The following is an 18,243-nucleotide window of genomic DNA, read 5'->3' on the forward strand; positions in this document are numbered from 1 at the left end:
CGCCGTGCTCACCCGACCTGAAAGGTGATCCGCAACGACCGCAGGCCCTGCTGCCCCGGGGTGCGCAGTACCGCCTCGCCCTCTTTCGCGGCACGGACGTCCCAGGCCCGGAAGCCCGGATCGGTCTCGTAGTCGACCGGTACGAGGACGACCGCCGTGCCGTCGACGATGGGCGCGGTCTCTCGCCAACGGCCCGGGAGACGCAGTTGGGTGGTGTCGCCGAGGGCGAGGGTGACGGTGCGTCCGGTGTCGTCCGGGGTGAGGACGGCCGGGGCCGACGGCGCGGAGGGCTCGGGAGTGGCCGTTGTCGTCATGGGCGTGGAGGTGGGGGCCGCGGTGGGGGTGGGCGAAGTCGAAGCGGCTGGTGGGGAGTTGTCGGTGCAGGCGGCCGCCGCCGCCACCCCGAGGAGCAGGGTGACGGCGGCGCGCGGCAGGAGGGTCGTCCGTGTCATACGAGGGGGATGTTGACGCAGGTGAGGATGGCCGCCTGGGCCTTGAGCTGTCGCGTGGTGGCGTTGGGATCGAGGCGTACCTTCTCGGCGTTCTGGACGGCCTCCAGGAAGGGGGTGTCCGGCTTCAGGTCGCTGTCGGTGTCGACGAGTTCGTTCGGCTCGAAGGCGCCGTTCGCGAAGTTGAGCCAGGCGGCGAGCAGTTGGCGGTCGAGGGAACGTCTGGGGTCCAGGAGCAGGTTGAGGAAGAGGACGTCCGCGGCCTTGGCCTGGGTGGACACGTCGACCTTCTCGGAGAACACCGCGCTCGCGTGCTGGACGATCCTCAGATAGCAGTCCAGCGTCTTCTTGCCGAGCCCGGTGAGGTCGCCGGTCAGGTACTTGACGTACCAGACGTCGGCGAGCAGCGACAGCGGGGCGTTGCCCTGGACGATGACGGGCATCGCGTCGGTCCCCGATCCTCCGTCGTCGTCGCGTGCCGTGAAGGTCAGGTCGTACAGGCAGGGCTTGGCGTACGTATGGGCCTGGGCGTCCGTCAGGTCGCGGGGCTGGACGCTGGGGCTGCGGGCGGGGTCGGGGTCCGGCGGGTTGACGAGCGAGGTGGTCGTGGTGGCCGGTGTGCCGTCGCCCCACGCCCAGCTCATGGTCTCGTCGTCGCTGCCGGGGTCGGTGACCCGGGCGGTGTACCGCTTCTCCTCGCCGACGTGGACGACGAGTGTCTTCCCGCCCGCGAGCGGCACGGCGCCGGTCTTGTCGATGGCGGCGGTCGGGTCGACGTTGGCGACGGTGATCTCGGCGTCGCGGCAGGTGGTGGTGTCGTCGTCGCTGCCGCAGATCTTCACGGTGAAGGTGCCGTTGTCGCCGAAGACGACCTCGCGGCTGAAGGTGAGGGTGGCGTCGGGACGGCTGTTCTCCAACTGGCCGGGCAGGGAGACGGGTTCGCCGTCGCCGGGGTCGATGGTGGCGGTGAGCGGGTCGAGCCAGCCGGGGTCGGTGACCGTGCCGGAGACGGTGAGCCTGCCGCCCTCCTCGCGCGGACCCTGCACGGTGAAGGCCACGGCGGGCGCCACGTTGGTGACGGTCACGGTCGTCTGGTCGGTGTCGGCCCCGGCGGCGTTGCCGACGCGCAGCCCGACGGTGTACGTGCCGTCCTGGCCGACCCGGTCGAAGAGCGGGCTGACGCCGGTCGCGTCGTCGTAGGCGCCGTCGCCGTCGAAGTCCCAGCTGTAGCTGCCGCCGCCACCGGGGACGGTGGAGCCGCTCGCGTCGAGCCGTACGTCGGCGCCCTCCTTGGTGGTGTACGGGCCTCCGGCGTCGGCGGTGGGCCGGCAGCTCGCCGGGTAGTCGGTCGCCGGGTCGGCCTGCGTCTGGCTCGGTGAGGTGGCGCTCGCGCCCATGCCGCGGCCGGCGAACACGCCCCACAGCAGGCACTGGTCGGCGCCGCCGTGGTTGGCGCGGTCGGCGGCGAGGATGCCGTCGCGTGCGTCCAGGAAGTCGGGCGAGGACGGCGTCAGTTTCATGCCGTCGACCATCAGCTGCTCGTGCCGCTGCTTCCCGGTGGCGTAGCCGTACGCGCCGACGAGCGCGGTGCGCATGTCCCACATGGCCGTTGCCCAGATCTCGCCGTCGGAGTGCACCTGGCAGCCGCCGGAGCAGAGGTCGGCGTAGGTGAGGTCGCTGTCGTTGTACGCGACGCTGCGTACGCCGGTGGCCGAGCCGTTGTTGTACTCGCCGTACACCGGGTCGTTCCACAGCGAGGTGGCCACCGCGTCGCTCCAGCCCTCGCCGAGCGCGCCGGTCTGCTCGCCGTCGCCCATGTCGCCGCCGCCGACGAGGCGGTTGGACAGGCCGTGGCTGTACTCGTGGGCGATGGTGTCGCCGTTCATGGCCCGGTGCATGTCGTGGTTGCCGCAGGAGGAGCGTCCGACGAAGAGCCGCATGGTTCCGTTCTGGCCGTCGTCGGGGGTGCTGAAGTTGGCGTTGCAGGCGGAGCTTCCGTTGGCGTCGAAGTCGACGTACACGTCGACCCGGTCGCCGCCGGCACCGCCGTTGCCCAGGTTGTCCTCCTGGAAGTTGCCCGACGCCTCGTCGAAGCCGAGCCCGTAGAGGTGGTCGTGCATCCGGTTGGTGTAGTAGAAGGCCTGGGTGACGACCGCGTCCCGGTCGGTGGTGAGGTCGGTACCGCCGCTGGTGCGGAAGGCGTCGGTGAAGGTGTAGTCGAAGTGCTGGTACGCCGGGTCGCCGGCGGCCGGGGTCTGCGGCTGGTACCCGAGGGACTCGTCGCCGTCGGGGTCCTGGGAGACCTCGGCGTTGTTGCCGGTGGTGACCCGGCCGCCGACCCAGGAACGGCCCAGGCCGGTGAAGGGCACGGTCGTCGCGCTGCCGAGGGTGGGGTTCTGGACGGTGAAGACCCGGCCCTCGGGGCCCTCGTTGCTGGTGCGGTCGATACGCAGCAGGATCGTGCCGTTCCCGGCGTCGACGACGGTGTCGTACAGGTGGTGGTTGGCGGCCGTGAGGGTGGTCCGCCAGGCCGGGCGGGCGGTGCCGTCGGCGAGCGGGAAGGTGACCCTGGTGGCGGTGGCACCGTCGGGCGGGGTCTCGGTGCCGACGGAGGCCGCGGCCCGGTCCAGCGCGTCGCCCTTGTCGAGGGTGACCGCCCCGGAGGCGCGGGCGTCCGGGACGAGGCTGCCGGTGACGGTGAGGATGCGGCCGGCCTTGTCGACGGCGACCGAGAGGCGGGCGTCGTGGACGGGCACGCCGCCGTCGGTCTGGCCGATGAAGACATGCCGTACGCCGTTGTGTTCGGTGCGGTACGACTTGAGGACGGTGAGCGCGTCCAACTCGGGGGCGGAGAGGCCGTAGAGGGCCGCGTGGTCGCGTACGTGGTCCAGGGCGACGGTGCGCGGGTCGTCGGTGTCGGCGCCGGTGAGGGCGTTGCGGCCCTGCGGGGTGAGCCGCTTCGGCGTTCCGAACCGGCTCCAGCGGACCGCCGTACCGTCGAGTTCCCGCGCGGCGCGCAGCTGCCCGGCGGTGGGCGTGACGCGCTGGTCACCGCGGACGTCGACGTTCGGGTACGGCAGTTCGGACCGCTCCTGGGCCGGTCCCTTCCGCGTACCGGCGCGCTCGCCGACATCGGCGGCCTGCGCCGGTACGACCGTGACGGCCGGCAGTGCGAGCAGCACCGCGCCGACGAGCAGCGATCTTGCACGCTTCGATAAGCGTGTGGGTGGCATTCCCTCTCCCCCGTCCGTTGACTTCCTGAGTGCGGACCGAGCACACAGTACGTGCGCATGACAATTCGGCGGAAGAGTGCCGGGAATGTCGGGGACGGAGCGGGTGCCGGAAAACGTCATTGCGGCCACACAATGCCGCGCGTGACCTTCGGATCGGCAAGGCCGATACTGCCAACAGGGACCTCTCACCGGCCCACCACCGGGGTCACCATGATCGACAATTGACATCGCCCATCCTGACCTGCGAAGAACTGGGCGACACCCATCTACTAGCCTCAGTAGGAGGTAGACATGAAGATGTTGATCGATGTCGCGGAGACCGTGGTCGCGGACGCGCTGCGCGGGATGGCGGCCGCCCACCCCGAGCTGGTCGTCGACGTGGACAACCGGGTGATCGTACGGCGGGACGCCCCCGTGGCCGGGAAGGTCGGCCTGATCTCCGGTGGCGGGTCGGGGCACGAGCCGCTGCACGGTGGATTCGTGGGTCCGGGGATGTTGTCGGCGGCCTGTCCGGGCGAGGTGTTCACGTCGCCGGTGCCCGACCAGATGGTGCGGGCCGCGGCGGCCGTGGACAGCGGGGCGGGTGTGCTGTTCATCGTGAAGAACTACACGGGTGACGTCCTCAACTTCGACATGGCCGCCGAACTCGCCGAGGACGAGGGCATCCAGGTCGCGAAGGTGCTGGTCAACGATGACGTGGCGGTCACCGACAGCCTGTACACGGCCGGGCGGCGCGGCACGGGCGCCACGTTGTTCGTGGAGAAGATCGCCGGAGCGGCGGCGGACGAGGGGCAGCCGCTGGAGCGCGTGGAGGCGGTCGGGCGACAGGTCAACGAGAACTCCCGCAGCTTCGGCATCGCCCTCAGCGCCTGCACCACCCCGGCCAAGGGCAGCCCCACCTTCGATCTGCCCTCCGGCGAGCTGGAGTTGGGCATCGGCATCCACGGCGAGCCGGGCCGGGAGCGGCGCGCGATGATGACGTCGGGCGAGATCGCCGACTTCGCCGTGGGCGCCATCCTGGAGGACATGACCCCGCGCAACCCCGTGCTCGTCCTGGTCAACGGCATGGGCGGGACACCTCTGTTGGAGCTGTACGGCTTCAACGCCGAGGTGCAGCGGGTGCTCGCCGAGCGCGGTGTGGCCGTCGCCCACACCCTCGTCGGCAACTACGTCACCTCGCTCGACATGGCCGGCGCCTCCGTCACCCTCTGCCAGGTCGACGAGGAGTTGCTGCGGCTGTGGAACGCGCCGGTGAAGACGCCGGGGCTGCGGTGGGGTATGTGATCCAGGGGCTGCGCCCAGGGTCTGCGGTCAAGGACCTTGGCTAAGGTCTGTGATCAAGATCTGTGATCAGAATCTGCGATCACGGTCCGTGATCCGGAGCCGGACGCCCGCAACGCACCTGCCACGCAAGGAGATCCAGTGCTCGACGCCGACTTCTTCCGCCGTTGGATGACGGCGACCGCCGCCTCCGTCCACCATGAGGCGGAACGGCTCACCGCTCTCGACTCGCCCATCGGCGACGCCGACCACGGCAGCAACCTCCAGCGCGGCTTCCACGCCGTGACCGCGGCGCTGGAGAAGGAGGCCCCGCAGACGCCCGGTGCGGTCCTGACGCTCGCCGGGCGGCAGCTCATCTCCACGGTCGGCGGAGCGTCCGGCCCGTTGTACGGCACCCTGCTGCGCCGCACCGGCAAAGCCCTCGGGGAAGCGGGCGAGGTGAGCGAGGACCAGTTCGCCCAGGCGCTGCGCGCGGGGGTGGACGCGGTCATGACGCTCGGGGGCGCGGCACCGGGCGACAAGACCATGATCGACGCGCTGGTACCGGCCGTGGACGCGCTCGGCGACGGCTTCACCGCGGCCCGGGCCGCCGCGGAGGAGGGCGCCCTGGCGACGACTCCGCTGCAGGCCCGCAAGGGGCGGGCGAGCTACCTCGGGGAGCGCAGCATCGGGCACCAGGACCCCGGCGCCACGTCCTCGGCGCTGCTGATCGCGGGGCTGGTGGAGGCGCGCGGTGAGTGACGAGCAGGAGGGTGCGCGTTTCGTCGGGATCGTGCTCGTCTCGCACAGCGCGCAGGTCGCTGCTTCGGTGGCCGAGCTGGCGCGAGGTCTCGCGGGCGGCGGGACGGCGGTTCCGGTGGCCCCGGCGGGCGGCACCGAGGGCGGTGAGCTCGGCACCAGCGCCGAACTGATCGCCGCCGCGGCTGCCGCCGTGGACCGCGGCGCCGGGGTCGCGGTCCTCACCGACCTGGGCAGCGCGGTCCTCACCGTGAAGGCCCTGCTCGCCGAGGGCGACGAACTCCCGGACAACACACGCCTGGTGGACGCCCCGTTCGTCGAGGGGGCGGTCGCCGCGGTCGTCACGGCGGCAACAGGCGCCGACCTGGCGGCGGTCGAGGCCGCGGCCACGGAGGCGTACGCGTACCGGAAGGCGTGAGACGTCCGCGGCTGCCGACAGCCGGGCTCGGCTATCGACTACGGGCCATCGGCCATCGGCAGCCGTCGTGCGCGACGGCCGGTCGTCTCCCTTACCCCACCCCCTCCTCCGCGACCCCCAGCGCCACGCGCAGGGTCTCCGTCAGCTCCGTCTGTGCGGTCGTCCGGTCGGCGTGGGTGTCGGCGGTGCGCCAGGCGTAGTGCTCGACCGCCGCGCGCAGGGCCGCGTTGAACATCGCCGCCTGGATCGTCGGACGCAGGTCGTCGGCGGGGAGCCCGGCCCGTTCGGCGAGGGCGCGGGCGAACGCCGGTTCGGCCTCGTCGTACGTCTGGAGCCAGATCGCGCGCAGGCCGGGCTCGGTGCGGGTCAGGCGTACCAGCGCGCCGACGGTCGCGCGGTCGGGTCCGGCGAGCAGACCGTCCTCGTCGGCGAGTTCCGTGTCGAGGATCTCGTCGAGGGCCTGCCCGGGACCCCAGCGCCGCAGTGAGTCGGCGATCAGGTCGATGCCCGACGAGAACAGCGGCCGTACGCAGCTCTCCTTGCTCGGGAAGTAGCGCCACACGGTCCGCGAGGAGACCCCTACGGCCGCTCCGATCTGCTCGCCCGTGGTGGCCGCCACCCCCTGGGTGACGAACAGTTCCACCGCGGCACGCGCGATCTCCAGCCGGATCTCGGCCTTGCGCTCCTCGGTCAGGGGTGGGCGTCCCGTGGGCCGGTTCGCGGCCCGGCTCGTAGGTCGGCTCGTACGTCCACGGGCTGCGGTCATGTTCTCCTCCGGCCGGCGCTGATCGCTCTCCCGGAATTCTCCCCGACATCGCCCCCACGACTTTATGTCACTCAGCGACATTAAGTCGTAGGGTGAGGCCCCGGGCGCGTTCGACACGCCGCCTGTCGGACACACGGATCGGAGCACTTCATGAGCGGCGGACTGGACGGACGCGGCGTCATCGTCACCGGAGCCGGCTCGGGCATCGGGCGCGCGGCGGCCCTGGCCTTCGCCGAGGCGGGCGCCCGGGTGGTGGTGGCGGACCTGAACGCCGAGGGCGCGCAGGCGGTCGTCAAGGAGATCGAGGAGACCGGCGGCGACGCGGTCGCCGTCGTCGGCGACCTGAGCGAGCAGGGCGTCGTCGACCAGGTGGTGGAGACCGCCGTCGAGCGGTTCGGCGGCGTGGACGTCCTGGTCAACAACGCCGGGATCATGGACCGCATGTCGGCACTGTCGGACGTCACCGACGCCGAGTGGGAGCGGGTCGTACGGGTCAACCTCACCGCCCCGTTCCTGCTCACCCGGGCGGTGCTGCCGCACATGCTCCAGGCGGGCCGGGGTGCCATCGTGAACACGGCGTCCGAGGCCGGCCTGCGCGGCAGCGCGGCGGGCGCCGCGTACACGGCGTCCAAGCACGGCGTGGTGGGACTCACCAAGTCCCTGGCGGTGATGTACCGCAAGCAGGGAATCCGCGCGAACGCCATAGCCCCGGGCGGCACTCAGACCGGCATCGTCGTGGACGCCGCGCCGGACGCGCACGGACCGGCCGCTCTCGGCCCGCACTTCGTCAACCTCGGCAGGGTGGCCCGGCCGGAGGAACAGGCGGCCGCCATCGTGTTCCTCGCCTCGGACGCGGCGAGCAACATCAACGGCGCGATCCTGCCGGTGGACGACGGCTGGTCGGCGGTCTGACGCCCCTCCTTACCGGCCGTACGACTGGTCGTGCCGCTTGCCATATGACCCTTCGGATGAGTTTTCGTACGGTTCACCGTCCACGAACTCCCTGGCCAGCCGCTCCCCGACCCGCGTGGCGGCCGCCGCGTCCTCGACGGGCGTCACCCGCGAGTCCCTGAAGACGATGTAGGTGACGCCGGAGGCCGTGCCGCCGCTGCGTGGATCGGGCGGAATGCCAAGGGCTTTGGCGGTGGCGTACGACGCCTCGCCGATGATGTCGCGCGGGCCGACGTCGCCGACGACCGCGTACCGCACCCGGCCCCGGTAGACGACGGCCGCGACCGCGCCGCCGTGTACGCCGTCGGCCTCGTGGTCCCAGATACCGCTCGGGGTGGGTACGACGATGTACGGGAGGCGCTCGGCGTTCAAGTGGCGGCCGTCGGACTGCTGATAGGCCGTCACGGGGGAGAAGTAGGGATCCGTACGGCGGTTGCAGTGGTCGGAGGGCCGCCCGTCGCAGTCGATGTCCATGTCCGCCTTCCAGAACACCGCGCCCCGCGCCCCGCAGATCGGGATCCGCGCGGGCGCTCGGCCGTCGCTCCGGTAGCGACCCCGGGAAACCGGGGTGCAGTTGCGCACCTTTGACAGCAGGTCGGCGGCGCTGAGGTCGACGTCGGCCGCGCGCCGCACCTCGGGCCCTTCGTCCGCCGCGGGTGGTGTGGGTGGTGCGGTGGGCGTCGTCGGGGCGAGCAGAGCGGCGCCCGCCGCGACCAACGTCAGCGACTGGAAACGCACGATATGGAACCCTCTCGGCGGGGACACTGACGGACACCGAGCGGGACGTTGTCGAAAATCATCCCAAACTGGTGTCATTCCGATCATGTTGCCACCAGTGGGCCGCTACGGTGTGCACCCGGGCGACACGCGAGGTCCCTGAACTTCCGCCAGGGGCCGGGGGTCTGGGTCCGTGGCGGCCCCGACTCCCCCGGCCACCCGCGTCGGCGCGGGTTCAGCGACGACAGCGGGCCCGCGCACGTGGCATGAACTCCCTGGAACTCAAGGAGAGTTCAGCCGTGAGGAGCTTCAGCATACGTAACGCTCCGGACGGCTCACCAACAACCGCCCTCTTGATGTGGTCGCGCCAGCCACGCCATATTGGTCCGGACCATTGCCGCGAGGCCGCCCCCGGGAGGCAGAGTCGTGCGACGCGTTCTCGTACTCGTTTCCGCCCTCTGCACAGCGCTCGCCCTGCTCTCGTCCTGCACATGGGGCGGCCCGGACGGGGACGGCGGCCGGCCGCCCGGGGCGCCCACGGGTGTGACGGCCGAGGCGGGCAGCGCGACCAGCGTGCACGTCATGTGGAACGCGGTCGCCACGGACCGAGGCGTCCATGTCTACGAGGTGTATCGGGGCCCCACAAAGGTCAAGGAAGTGCCGGGTGCGGCGCACATGGTGGATGTCACCATGCTGAAGCCCTCCACCGCCTACGTCTTCACCGTGCGGGCCCGTGACGAGGACGGGCGGCTCGGGCCGCCGAGCCGGCAGGTCCGGGCCACGACCCCGGCTGCGGTGGCCGCCGACCGCTCGGCTCCGACGCGCCCGGGGAAGGTCACCGGCCGCGCGGTGGGCAGCCGGGCGGTCCAGCTGTCGTGGTCGAAGGCCACGGACGACCGGGACGTGGTGTCGTACGACATCCATCAGGGCGACACGAAGATCCACAGTGTGGGCGGCAACCAGACGGCGACCGTGGTCACCGGACTCCGTCCGGGCACTCGCTACGCGTTCACCGTCCGGGCCCGGGACGCGGCCGACAACGTCTCCCCCGCCACGGCGGCGGTCCGCGTCACCACGCCCGGCACCGACGACGGCCGCGGCACCGCACCGACCGGCTTCCGGGCGACGACCCGTCGGGCGGACGGGGCGTACTACCTCGACCTGAGCTGGGTGCCGCCGCAGACGGACGGCGTCGTCACGGAGTACGAGGTCCGCCTGGACGGCCGTACGGCCACCTCGCTGGTGTACGGCGGAAGCGCGCCGCGCGGGCGGGCCACGTACAGCTTCTACCTGGGCCCGGACTCCGGGGTCGGCCACCGGGTCCGGATCCGGGGCAGGCTACCGGACGGCACCTGGGGCGGCTTCTCGGCGGAGCGGACGGTGACGACCGGCGGGCGGGGCTGACGAGCGGTCCGGTGTCCCCCGGATGCAGCAACGTGTCACCTGACCGGGTCCGTCCGCATGCGGGCCGGACCCCGGGCGCGTTGGCTGCCCCTGAGGCAGCACGGGCGTTCCCGACCCTCGGCGGCGCAACGGACGTACCGCCAACCGTGCCGCCGGAGGGCATTCCATGCGCAATTCATCGCTATTCCTCCGCTCGGGCCTGACCGTGGCAGCCGCCTCTCTTCCCTTCGTCGTGGTCGCGGGTTCGGCCGCCGCGGTCTCGGGGATCTCCGTGAGCACCACCGGGTCCACGGTCTCCGTCACCACCAGCGCGTGCAGCAACGTCAACGGCAGTTGGGGCACGGCTTCCCTGCTGACCAGCCGGCAGGCGAACTTCGCCCAGGGCCGCCAGGTCTCCCTGTCGGGGACGGACGCCCTTCAGTCGGCGGCCTGGTCCGGCGTGAGCCCGGGCACGTACACCGTCATCGTCCAGTGCTCCAACGGCACGACGGCGGGAACCCAGTCCGTCATCGTCTCGGGTCCCTCCCCCACCCGCACGATCTCCACCACGGCCTCGCCGTCGCGCGGTGTCATGGGCGGCATGGGCGGAGGCACGAAGGACTACGGCACGCTCACGCTGGTGGGCGGCGGAGTCCTGGTGGGCGCGGGCGTCGCGGCCACGGCCTGGTTCCTGCGCCGCAAGTCGAAGCCGTACCGGCTCTGAGGCCCCCTCAGAGTCACATCGCCCCGCAGGACCCTCGGCTCACGCCGTCTCGTGTCCCGGCAGTTCGGCGAACTCCTCCAGGGCGCGCGTGAGCCACTGCGTCCAGAAGGTCTCCAGGTCGATGCCGGCGCGCAGCACCAGGTGCCGCAAGCGGTCCTGGGAGCCGTCCCTGCCGGGCGGGAAGTCGCGCTTCTCGATCTCCTCGTACTCGGCCAACTGCCGCCGGTGGAGGTCGAGATGGCGGCGGAGGTCGGCCTCGATGCCGTCGGTGCCGACCACGGCCGCGGCACGCATCCGCAGCAGCAGGGTGTCACGGTGGGGCTTCGGGTCCTGGGACGCGGCGGTCCAGCGGGCCAGTTCGGCACGGCCCGCGGGCAGGACCTCGTAGCTCTTCTTCTGCCCACGGGCCGGCTGTTCGCTCGGCAGGGTGCGGATGAACCCCTCGGCCTCCAGTTTTCCCAGCTCCCGATAGATCTGCTGGTGCGTCGCCGACCAGAAGTACCCGATCGACCGGTCGAAGCGACGGGTCAGCTCCAGCCCCGAGGACGGCCTTTCGACCAGGGCGGTGAGGATCGCGTGCGGGAGTGACATGGGCCCATCCTAGGGACGCGTCCGGGTGCCCCTACAGGCTCGCCGCCAGCTCCGTGCCCTGCTTGATGGCACGCTTGGCGTCCAGTTCGGCGGCCACGTCGGCACCGCCGATGAGGTGCGCGCTGTGGCCCGCGGCGAGCAGTGCCTCGTACAGGTCACGGCGCGGCTCCTGCCCGGTGCACAGCACGATGGTGTCGACCGGCAGGACGGTGCTCTCCTCCCCGACGGTGACATGGAGTCCGGCGTCGTCGATCCGGTCGTAGCGCACACCGGGGACCATGGTGACGCCGCGGTGCTTCAGCTCGGTGCGGTGGATCCAGCCGGTGGTCTTGCCGAGGCCGGCGCCGACCTTGGTGGTCTTGCGCTGGAGCAGGTGGACGGTGCGCGGCGGGGCGGGGCGCTCGGGGGCGGCCAGGCCTCCGGGGCCGGTGTAGTCCATGTCGACGCCCCACTGGCGGAAGTACGTGGCCGGGTCCTCGCTCGCCTTGTCGCCGCCGTCGGTGAGGAACTCGGCGACGTCGAAGCCGATGCCGCCGGCGCCGAGGACGGCGACGCGGTCGCCGACGGGGGCGCCGTCGCGCAGGACGTCGAGGTAGCCGACCACGCTCGGGTGGTCGATGCCGGGGATGTCCGGGGTGCGCGGGGAGACGCCGGTGGCGACCACCACCTCGTCGTAGGCGGCGAGGTCCTCCGCCGACACCCAGGTGTTCAGCCGTACGTCCACGCCCTGCCAGTCGAGCTGGTGGCGGAAGTAGCGCAGGGTCTCGTCGAACTCCTGCTTGCCGGGGACCTTGCGGGCGACGTTGAGCTGACCGCCGATCTCGCCGGCGGCGTCGAACAGGGTGACGTCGTGGCCGCGTTCGGCGGCGCTGACGGCGCAGGCCATCCCGGCCGGTCCGGCGCCCACGACGGCGACACGCTTACGCAGTCGGGTCGGGGACAGCGTCAGCTCGGTCTCGTGGCAGGCACGCGGGTTGACCAGGCAGGAGGTGATCTTGCCGCTGAAGGTGTGGTCGAGGCAGGCCTGGTTGCAGCCGATGCAGGTGTTGATGGCCTCCGGTTTCCCGGCGGCTGCCTTGGCGACGAAGTCGGGGTCGGCGAGCATCGGACGGGCCATCGACACCATGTCCGCGGAGCCGCCCGCCAGCAACTCCTCGGCCAGCTCGGGGGTGTTGATGCGGTTGGTGGTGACGAGCGGGACCGACACCTCGCCCATCAGCCGCTTGGTGACCCAGGTGTAGGCGCCGCGCGGCACGGAGGTGGCGATGGTCGGGATGCGTGCCTCGTGCCAGCCGATGCCGGTGTTGATGATCGTCGCCCCTGCGGCCTCGACGGCCTTGGCCAGCGTGATCACCTCGTCGAGCGTGGAGCCGCCCGGGACGAGGTCCAGCATCGACAGCCGGTAGACGATGATGAAGTCCTCGCCGACGGCCTCGCGGACCCGGCGCACGATCTCGACCGGGAAGCGCATGCGGTTCTCGTACGAGCCGCCCCACCGGTCGCTGCGGTGGTTGGTCTGCGCGGCGATGAACTCGTTGATCAGGTAGCCCTCGGAACCCATGATCTCCACGCCGTCGTAGCCGGCCTGGCGGGCGAGGCGGGCGGCGCGGGCGTAGTCGTCGATGGTCCGCTCGACCTCGGCGTCGGTCAGCTCGCGGGGCGGGAAGGGGCTGATCGGCGCCTGGAGCGGGCTCGGGGCGACGAGGTCCTGGTGGTAGGCGTACCGGCCGAAGTGCAGGATCTGCATCGCGATCCGGCCGCCCTCGCGGTGCACGGCGTCGGTGATGACCCGGTGCTGTCCGGCCTCCGCCTCGGTGGTGAGCTTGGCGCCGCCCTCGTAGGGCCGCCCCTCGTCGTTGGGCGCGATACCACCGGTGACGATGAGCCCCACTCCCCCGCGGGCCCGCTCCGCGTAGAAGGCGGCCATGCGCTCGAAGCCACGCTCGGCCTCCTCCAGGCCCACGTGCATGGAGCCCATCAGGACGCGGTTGGGCAGCGTGGTGAAGCCCAGGTCGAGCGGGCTCAGCAGGTGCGGGTAACGGCTCATCGGGGGCCCTCCGTGCGGTGTCGTGCCTGACGTAGTTGTAGAGGACCCGAGAGCCTTTATGCAACTAGTTGCACAACCGGGGGAGGGTGAGACGGGCCACTGACGCCTTGGGTGAGTGGGCGGCTGCGGGTGCGTGGGGGCTGGTCGCGCAGTTCCCCGCGCCCCTTAGGGACGTCACCTGCACGCCCTTCAGGGGCGCGGGGAACTGCGCGAGCAACCACCCACGCACCCGCAGCCGCCACGCATCCCGCCGACGGCGAGTCACATCGGGCCGGGGCGACTCTCCAGAACCACGTGCAGCTCGCGCTCCTGGTCACCCGAGGCGGAGGCGAGATCGTGCACCGTGAACAGGGAGTCCAGCGTCGTACGGAGCCGTTCGATGGCCCAGTAGCCGCCCTGCGCGTCGGCCTCGACGGAGGACGACAGCCGAGCGGGAGGCGGGCACTCCTGCGCGTCGGTGACCTCGAACGTGCCGAGCCACACCATCGGCCGCGTCTCGTGGAGCTGCTGCGGCACGTCCTCGGGGCCCCGGTCGGACTCGAAGCACGCGCACAGCGCGTCGAACACGATCCGGGCGTCTTCCTTGTTGCATCCGCTGATCTCGACGGAGACGGGTTCCTCGTGCATTCGTTCACGGTCCATCGTGATCGCTCCTCTCGTGGCCGCACCGCGGTACCACGGGTAGCCCGCGGAACCGGACCCCAACCCAAGAAAAGCACCACCCGCCGCCGAGCACTACCGGCGGCGCCGTGCCGTCAGCCGCGCGTGAACCGGTAGGTCTTGCTGTCCGTCAGCACACAGAAGCCGGGCGAAATCACGATCACGCGCAGCGTGCCGGTACGGCGGTCGTAGTCGATGCCCTCCGTCTCGAACTCGCCCGAGCAGGAGCTGCGCAGCGGCAGCTGACGAAGGGCGGTGACACGGCCGGTGACGTCGGAGGTGCCGGGCTCGGCGGACAGGTCGATCCGGAGCAGCGGCTTGGTCATGCCGAAGAGGGTTCCCGCGGGGTCGTCGGAGGAGCACAGCAGGGTCGTGGCGTCGAGGAAGTCGCAGCCCTGGACGTCGCGTACGGCGTGGTCCAGCCGGATGCTGGAGGTCCAGGGGAGGTTCGCCGACGGCGAGGTGGCGGGGTTCACTCCCGGTGTCGGGTGGACCAGCAGCCGGGTCATGGTGCCCCACTCGCCCGAGACCATCCACTGGCCGCCGGGCGTGACGGCGGCGAAGGAGTTGTTCAGGGCCTCCCCGGAACCCAGCGTGTGGACGTACTCCGACCAGGTCCCGTCCGGTGCCTGGACCCGGAACATCTTCGCGGTGCCCGAGTCCGCCTGGTACGGCTCGATGTAGTAGCCGTCGTAGGAGGCGTCGGGGTCACCCACGTGGTTCCAGCCGCGGCTGCTGACCGAGACGGGGATGGTACCGATGCCCGTGTACCGGTTGGGGCTGTTCGCCGGGACCTCGACCGAGGCCAGGCCCTGGCTCTCGGTCAGCGGGTCGGCGCGGTCGGAGCCCACCTCCGTCCAGGTGTCGGCGGCCTGCGCGGGCGTCGCGGTGGACAGCACGGCGGCGGAGGCGAGGGCGACGAGGCTGGTGAGAGCGGCGTGACAACGTTGCCGGGCGCGCAGGGCCATGGGGTGACTCCTTGGGGGGTGGGTGCGTGTCGGCGGACAGTTTGGCGGAGCCGCGATGGTCATGTACAGGCCAATCGAAGGAATGCGTGCTGTCTGTTCGGCCACAGTCGTCCGCCGTCGTGATGACTTCGGCGTACGCCCGCACTCGTGTTGAGGGATGGTGGAGGAGAACGACCGAGGGGGCCCGGAGAGGGTTGAACGCGGTAGAACAAGGGGAGTCGGCACGGGGGAACGGCGTGCCGCGAAACTGGGCGAAGGCGGTGCGTGGGATGTCTGCAGCCGAACCTCCCGTTGCCGAGGGCGACGAGCCCGTGCGCGGGCCGGTAGGGCCGAGCGGGCTGCTCGACGTGCTGGGCGTGGCCTCGGTGGTACTGGACACCGAGGGGCGCATCGTGCTGTGGAGCCCCCAGGCGGAGGAGCTGTTCGGCTACTCGGCGCAGGAGGCGCTCGGCGAGTACGCGGCCCGGATCATGGTCCACGAGCAGTACCTGGACCTGGTCGTCAAGCTCTTCGCCGACGTCATGGAGACCGGCGAGGGCTGGGCCGGGGCGTTCCCGATCCGGCGCAAGGACGGCAGTACACGGCTGGTGGAGTTCCGCAACATGCGGCTGCTCGACGACGAGGGGGACGTGTACGCGCTGGGCCTGTGCGCCGACCAGACGACGGTCCGCCAGGTGGAGCGGGACGTGGCGCTGTCGACGCGGACGATCGCGCAGGCGCCCATCGGCCTGGCCGTACTGGACACCGAGCTGCGGTACGTCTCGGTCAACGAGGCGCTGACACAGCTCAACGGCATCTCCGCCGAGGACCATCTCGGCCGTACGCCGCGTGAGCTGCTGCCGGACGCCGACGCCGACGCCGTCGAAGGGGCCCTGCGCGAGGTGCTGCGGACCGGTGATCCGCTCATCAACCAGCGCATCGTGGGCCGCACCCCGGCCGATCCGGACCGGGAGCACTTCTGGTCCATCTCGCTCTACCGGCTGGAGGACACGACGGGCACGGTGCTCGGCGTCGCCGGGATGGCCGTCGACATCACCGAGCAGCACCAGGCCGCCGTGGAGGCCGAGACGGCACGCCGGCGCCTGGCGCTCATCGCCGACGCCTCCGCCCGGATCGGCACCACCCTGGAGCTGGACCGCACGGCACGCGAGCTGGCCGAAGTCGCCGTGCCGGAGCTCGCCGACGTGGCGGCCGTGGATCTGCTGGAGGCCGTGGTGGACGGCAGACGCAGCAGCCTCGGGCCCGCGGAGTCGGCGGTGATCCGCGCCTTGGCCGTGCGCGCGGCACACGACACGGCAGCCCTCGACGCCGCCGACCAGCCGGGCCAGGTCGCCCGCTACGGCCCGGACCGCCTGGTCACCGAGTGTGTGCGCACCGCCAGTCCGGTGATGGTGACGCACGTCGAGGAGAAGGACCTGCCGCGTATCGCCCGCTCCCCCGAGGCCGCCGTCCAGCTGGGCCACGCGGGCGTGCACTCCTATCTGGCGGTGCCGCTGATCGCGCGCGGCGAGGTGCTCGGCGCCCTCGACCTCAAGCGCACCCGCAATCCGCTGCCGTTCAGCGAGGACGACCTGCTGCTCGCCCGTGAGCTGGCGGCCCGCGCGGCCGTGCAGATCGACAACGCGCGCTGGTACCAGAACGCCCGCGACACCGCCCTCACCCTCCAGCGCAGTCTGCTGCCCAGCCATCCGCCGGTGACCGGCGGCCTGGAGGTCGCCTCCCGCTACCAGCCCGCTGGCGCCAGCGCCGAGGTCGGCGGCGACTGGTTCGACGTGATCCCGTTGGAGGGCGGCGAGACGGCGCTCGTCGTCGGCGACGTGATGGGCAGCGGCATCGACGCCGCCACCACCATGGGTCGGCTGCGCACCGCCACGCACACGCTGGCCTCCCTGGACCTCGAACCGGCCCGCCTCCTGGAGCACCTCGACAAGATCACCGAGGGCCTCGACCACTCCATCGCCACCTGCGTCTACGCCATCCACGACCCCCGGCTGCGGCAGTGCCGGATCGCCAACGCCGGCCACCTGCCGCCCGTCCGCCTCCGCCCCGGCCACCCTCCGGAACTCCTCGAACTGCCCACCGGGGTACCGCTGGGCGTCGGCGGCGTCCCGTTCTCCACGACGGCGATCGACCTCGAACCCGGTGACCGCCTCGTCTTCTACACCGACGGACTCGTCGAGACCCGCCAGCACCCGCTCGACGAACGCCTGGCCGCGCTGCTGGAACTCCTCGACGGCCCCGACCGCCCGCTGGAGGAGGTCTGCGACCTCCTGCTGCGCACCCTGCACCGGCCCGAGAACGCCGACGACGTGGCGCTGCTCATCGCCCGCGTGCTGCCGCCCGACTGACCGGCCCGGGCGGGCGGGTGCGGCCGGAGCGCTGCGGCGGCCTCCTAGCCTGCGCCCTGGTTGAGGCCGACCACGACATTCGCGTACAGCTCGTCGGAGGCGATCAGACGCGCCGACAGGCCGCTGCGCGTGAAGGCGTCCAGGGCCGTCGGCGCCTGGCGTTCGCTCGTCTCGACCAGGAGACAGCCGCCGGGTGCCAGCCAGCGGGGTGCCTCGGCGGCGACGCGGCGCAGGACGTCGAGGCCGTCCGGGCCGCCGTCGAGGGCTACGCGCGGTTCGTGGTCGCGGGCCTCCGCGGGCAGGAGCCCGACTTCGTCGCTGGGTACATACGGCACGTTCGCCGCGAGGATGCCGATGCGGCCGCGCAGACTGCCGGGCAGTGCCTCGAACAGATCGCCCTCGTGCACCTGGCCGCCGAAGGGCGCCACGTTACGGCGGGCGCAGCGCACCGCCGCGGTGTCGATGTCGGCGGAGTGCAGCTCGACGCGGCCGAGTGCGGCGGCCAGTGCGGCACCGACAGCGCCCGAGCCGCAGCACAGGTCCACGATCACGGCGGCGTCCGGGGCATGGGCGAGGGCCTGCTCGACCAGGAACTCGGTGCGGCGGCGGGGAACGAAGACGCCGGGTTCCACGGCGATGCGCAGCCCGCGGAACTCGGCCCAGCCGAGGACGAGTTCGAGGGGCAGCCCGGTGACGCGCCGGTCCACCATCGCGGCGAGTTCGTCCGGGGTGTCGGCGGCGGCCAGGATCAACCGGGCCTCGTCCTCGGCGAAGACACAGCCGGCGGCACGCAGCGCGGACACGACGGCGTCGGGCGTGAACGGCGAGGAGGCAGAGGACGAGGAAGGGGAAGGGGAGGGGGAAGAAGACGGGGAGGAGAGAGGGGGCATGGAAGCCGAGAGCCTTTCGGAAGCCGAAGGGTGCTCCCGCGGTCGCCTACTGGCGGTGACCCGCGCCGACTCGAGGTGA

The 18,243-nt window shown here is 71.8% G+C and carries 16 protein-coding genes; 7 read left to right on the plus strand and 9 right to left on the minus strand.

Annotation, left to right across the window (positions count from 1 at the left end; translation table 11 throughout):
• Positions 1 to 8 precede the first annotated feature (8 nt).
• A complete protein-coding gene (locus tag AQJ67_RS06720; RefSeq protein ID WP_062717115.1) occupies positions 9 to 452 on the minus strand; it encodes a hypothetical protein in 444 nt (147 codons plus the stop codon).
• The gene (locus AQJ67_RS06725) at positions 449 to 3,682 is read right to left on the minus strand and encodes a M36 family metallopeptidase (protein ID WP_159058728.1); all 3,234 of its coding nucleotides are present in this window, start codon (positions 3,680 to 3,682) and stop codon (positions 449 to 451) included. Before AQJ67_RS06725 ends, AQJ67_RS06720 begins: the two co-directional genes overlap by 4 nt.
• Before the next feature lie 291 nt (positions 3,683 to 3,973).
• Between AQJ67_RS06725 and dhaK the strand changes: the two genes are divergently transcribed.
• The 3 genes from dhaK (at position 3,974) to AQJ67_RS06740 (ending at position 6,119) form a co-directional block, all read left to right on the plus strand.
• A complete protein-coding gene (dhaK, locus tag AQJ67_RS06730) occupies positions 3,974 to 4,966 on the plus strand; it encodes a dihydroxyacetone kinase subunit DhaK (protein ID WP_062717117.1) in 993 nt (330 codons plus the stop codon).
• A gap of 138 nt (positions 4,967 to 5,104) precedes the next feature.
• On the plus strand, positions 5,105 to 5,704 hold the full coding sequence (dhaL, locus tag AQJ67_RS06735; protein ID WP_062717118.1) for a dihydroxyacetone kinase subunit DhaL: 600 nt from the start codon (positions 5,105 to 5,107) through the stop codon (positions 5,702 to 5,704).
• Entirely contained in the window at positions 5,697 to 6,119 is a 423-nt protein-coding gene (locus tag AQJ67_RS06740) for a PTS-dependent dihydroxyacetone kinase phosphotransferase subunit DhaM (RefSeq protein ID WP_062717119.1), read from the plus strand. The genes dhaL and AQJ67_RS06740 overlap by 8 nt, the downstream gene beginning before the upstream one ends.
• Positions 6,120 to 6,210: 91 nt before the next feature.
• Here AQJ67_RS06740 and AQJ67_RS06745 read toward each other — a convergent pair whose 3' ends face one another.
• On the minus strand, positions 6,211 to 6,885 hold the full coding sequence (locus tag AQJ67_RS06745) for a TetR/AcrR family transcriptional regulator (protein WP_062717120.1): 675 nt from the start codon (positions 6,883 to 6,885) through the stop codon (positions 6,211 to 6,213).
• 150 nt (positions 6,886 to 7,035) lie between these two features.
• Between AQJ67_RS06745 and AQJ67_RS06750 the strand changes: the two genes are divergently transcribed.
• On the plus strand, positions 7,036 to 7,797 hold the full coding sequence (locus AQJ67_RS06750; protein WP_062717121.1) for an SDR family NAD(P)-dependent oxidoreductase: 762 nt from the start codon (positions 7,036 to 7,038) through the stop codon (positions 7,795 to 7,797).
• 9 nt (positions 7,798 to 7,806) lie between these two features.
• Here AQJ67_RS06750 and AQJ67_RS06755 read toward each other — a convergent pair whose 3' ends face one another.
• The gene (locus AQJ67_RS06755; protein WP_062717122.1) at positions 7,807 to 8,574 is read right to left on the minus strand and encodes a glycoside hydrolase family 75 protein; all 768 of its coding nucleotides are present in this window, start codon (positions 8,572 to 8,574) and stop codon (positions 7,807 to 7,809) included.
• Positions 8,575 to 8,979: 405 nt separating this feature from the next.
• On the opposite strand from AQJ67_RS06755, the gene AQJ67_RS06760 reads away from it, so the two are divergent.
• Together AQJ67_RS06760 and AQJ67_RS06765 are read left to right on the plus strand one after the other, a co-directional pair.
• Positions 8,980 to 9,957, plus strand: a complete 978-nt coding sequence (locus AQJ67_RS06760) for a fibronectin type III domain-containing protein (RefSeq protein ID WP_062717123.1) — start codon at positions 8,980 to 8,982, stop codon at positions 9,955 to 9,957.
• A 166-nt stretch (positions 9,958 to 10,123) separates the two neighbouring features.
• Positions 10,124 to 10,660, plus strand: a complete 537-nt coding sequence (locus tag AQJ67_RS06765) for a hypothetical protein (protein ID WP_062717124.1) — start codon at positions 10,124 to 10,126, stop codon at positions 10,658 to 10,660.
• Between the two features lie 39 nt (positions 10,661 to 10,699).
• Here the strand turns inward: AQJ67_RS06765 and AQJ67_RS06770 are convergent, their stop codons facing one another.
• From AQJ67_RS06770 to AQJ67_RS06785, 4 genes are all read right to left on the minus strand, one after another.
• Positions 10,700 to 11,251, minus strand: coding sequence for a PadR family transcriptional regulator (locus AQJ67_RS06770; RefSeq protein WP_062717125.1), 552 nt, complete (start codon positions 11,249 to 11,251; stop codon positions 10,700 to 10,702).
• Between the two features lie 31 nt (positions 11,252 to 11,282).
• Positions 11,283 to 13,298 (minus strand): NADPH-dependent 2,4-dienoyl-CoA reductase, encoded by a 2,016-nt coding sequence (locus AQJ67_RS06775; RefSeq protein WP_062717126.1) that lies wholly within the window; start codon positions 13,296 to 13,298, stop codon positions 11,283 to 11,285.
• A gap of 261 nt (positions 13,299 to 13,559) precedes the next feature.
• Positions 13,560 to 13,940, minus strand: a complete 381-nt coding sequence (locus AQJ67_RS06780; protein ID WP_062717127.1) for a hypothetical protein — start codon at positions 13,938 to 13,940, stop codon at positions 13,560 to 13,562.
• Positions 13,941 to 14,053: 113 nt separating this feature from the next.
• The gene (locus AQJ67_RS06785) at positions 14,054 to 14,926 is read right to left on the minus strand and encodes a hypothetical protein (RefSeq protein WP_062717128.1); all 873 of its coding nucleotides are present in this window, start codon (positions 14,924 to 14,926) and stop codon (positions 14,054 to 14,056) included.
• A gap of 269 nt (positions 14,927 to 15,195) precedes the next feature.
• Between AQJ67_RS06785 and AQJ67_RS06790 the strand changes: the two genes are divergently transcribed.
• The gene (locus AQJ67_RS06790) at positions 15,196 to 17,274 is read left to right on the plus strand and encodes a SpoIIE family protein phosphatase (protein WP_062717129.1); all 2,079 of its coding nucleotides are present in this window, start codon (positions 15,196 to 15,198) and stop codon (positions 17,272 to 17,274) included.
• Positions 17,275 to 17,318: 44 nt separating this feature from the next.
• Here the strand turns inward: AQJ67_RS06790 and AQJ67_RS06795 are convergent, their stop codons facing one another.
• On the minus strand, positions 17,319 to 18,164 hold the full coding sequence (locus tag AQJ67_RS06795; protein WP_079055813.1) for a putative protein N(5)-glutamine methyltransferase: 846 nt from the start codon (positions 18,162 to 18,164) through the stop codon (positions 17,319 to 17,321).
• Between the last annotated feature and the right edge of the window lie 79 nt (positions 18,165 to 18,243).

It is taken from the genome of Streptomyces caeruleatus, from assembly GCF_001514235.1.
Taxonomy (GTDB): Bacteria; Actinomycetota; Actinomycetes; order Streptomycetales; family Streptomycetaceae; genus Streptomyces; species Streptomyces caeruleatus.

What these genes read in the sequence shown, in the direction of transcription:
- AQJ67_RS06780 (WP_062717127.1), bottom strand. Translation starts at nt 13,940, where the DNA reads ATGGACCGTGAACGAATGCACGAGGAACCCGTCTCCGTCGAGATCAGC.
- AQJ67_RS06765 (WP_062717124.1), top strand. Translation starts at nt 10,124, where the DNA reads ATGCGCAATTCATCGCTATTCCTCCGCTCGGGCCTGACCGTGGCAGCC.
- AQJ67_RS06770 (WP_062717125.1), bottom strand. Translation starts at nt 11,251, where the DNA reads ATGTCACTCCCGCACGCGATCCTCACCGCCCTGGTCGAAAGGCCGTCC.
- AQJ67_RS06785 (WP_062717128.1), bottom strand. Translation starts at nt 14,926, where the DNA reads ATGGCCCTGCGCGCCCGGCAACGTTGTCACGCCGCTCTCACCAGCCTC.
- AQJ67_RS06725 (WP_159058728.1), bottom strand. Translation starts at nt 3,682, where the DNA reads ATGCCACCCACACGCTTATCGAAGCGTGCAAGATCGCTGCTCGTCGGC.
- AQJ67_RS06790 (WP_062717129.1), top strand. Translation starts at nt 15,196, where the DNA reads ATGTCTGCAGCCGAACCTCCCGTTGCCGAGGGCGACGAGCCCGTGCGC.
- AQJ67_RS06750 (WP_062717121.1), top strand. Translation starts at nt 7,036, where the DNA reads ATGAGCGGCGGACTGGACGGACGCGGCGTCATCGTCACCGGAGCCGGC.
- AQJ67_RS06720 (WP_062717115.1), bottom strand. Translation starts at nt 452, where the DNA reads ATGACACGGACGACCCTCCTGCCGCGCGCCGCCGTCACCCTGCTCCTC.
- AQJ67_RS06745 (WP_062717120.1), bottom strand. Translation starts at nt 6,885, where the DNA reads ATGACCGCAGCCCGTGGACGTACGAGCCGACCTACGAGCCGGGCCGCG.
- dhaK (WP_062717117.1), top strand. Translation starts at nt 3,974, where the DNA reads ATGAAGATGTTGATCGATGTCGCGGAGACCGTGGTCGCGGACGCGCTG.
- AQJ67_RS06795 (WP_079055813.1), bottom strand. Translation starts at nt 18,164, where the DNA reads ATGCCCCCTCTCTCCTCCCCGTCTTCTTCCCCCTCCCCTTCCCCTTCC.
- AQJ67_RS06775 (WP_062717126.1), bottom strand. Translation starts at nt 13,298, where the DNA reads ATGAGCCGTTACCCGCACCTGCTGAGCCCGCTCGACCTGGGCTTCACC.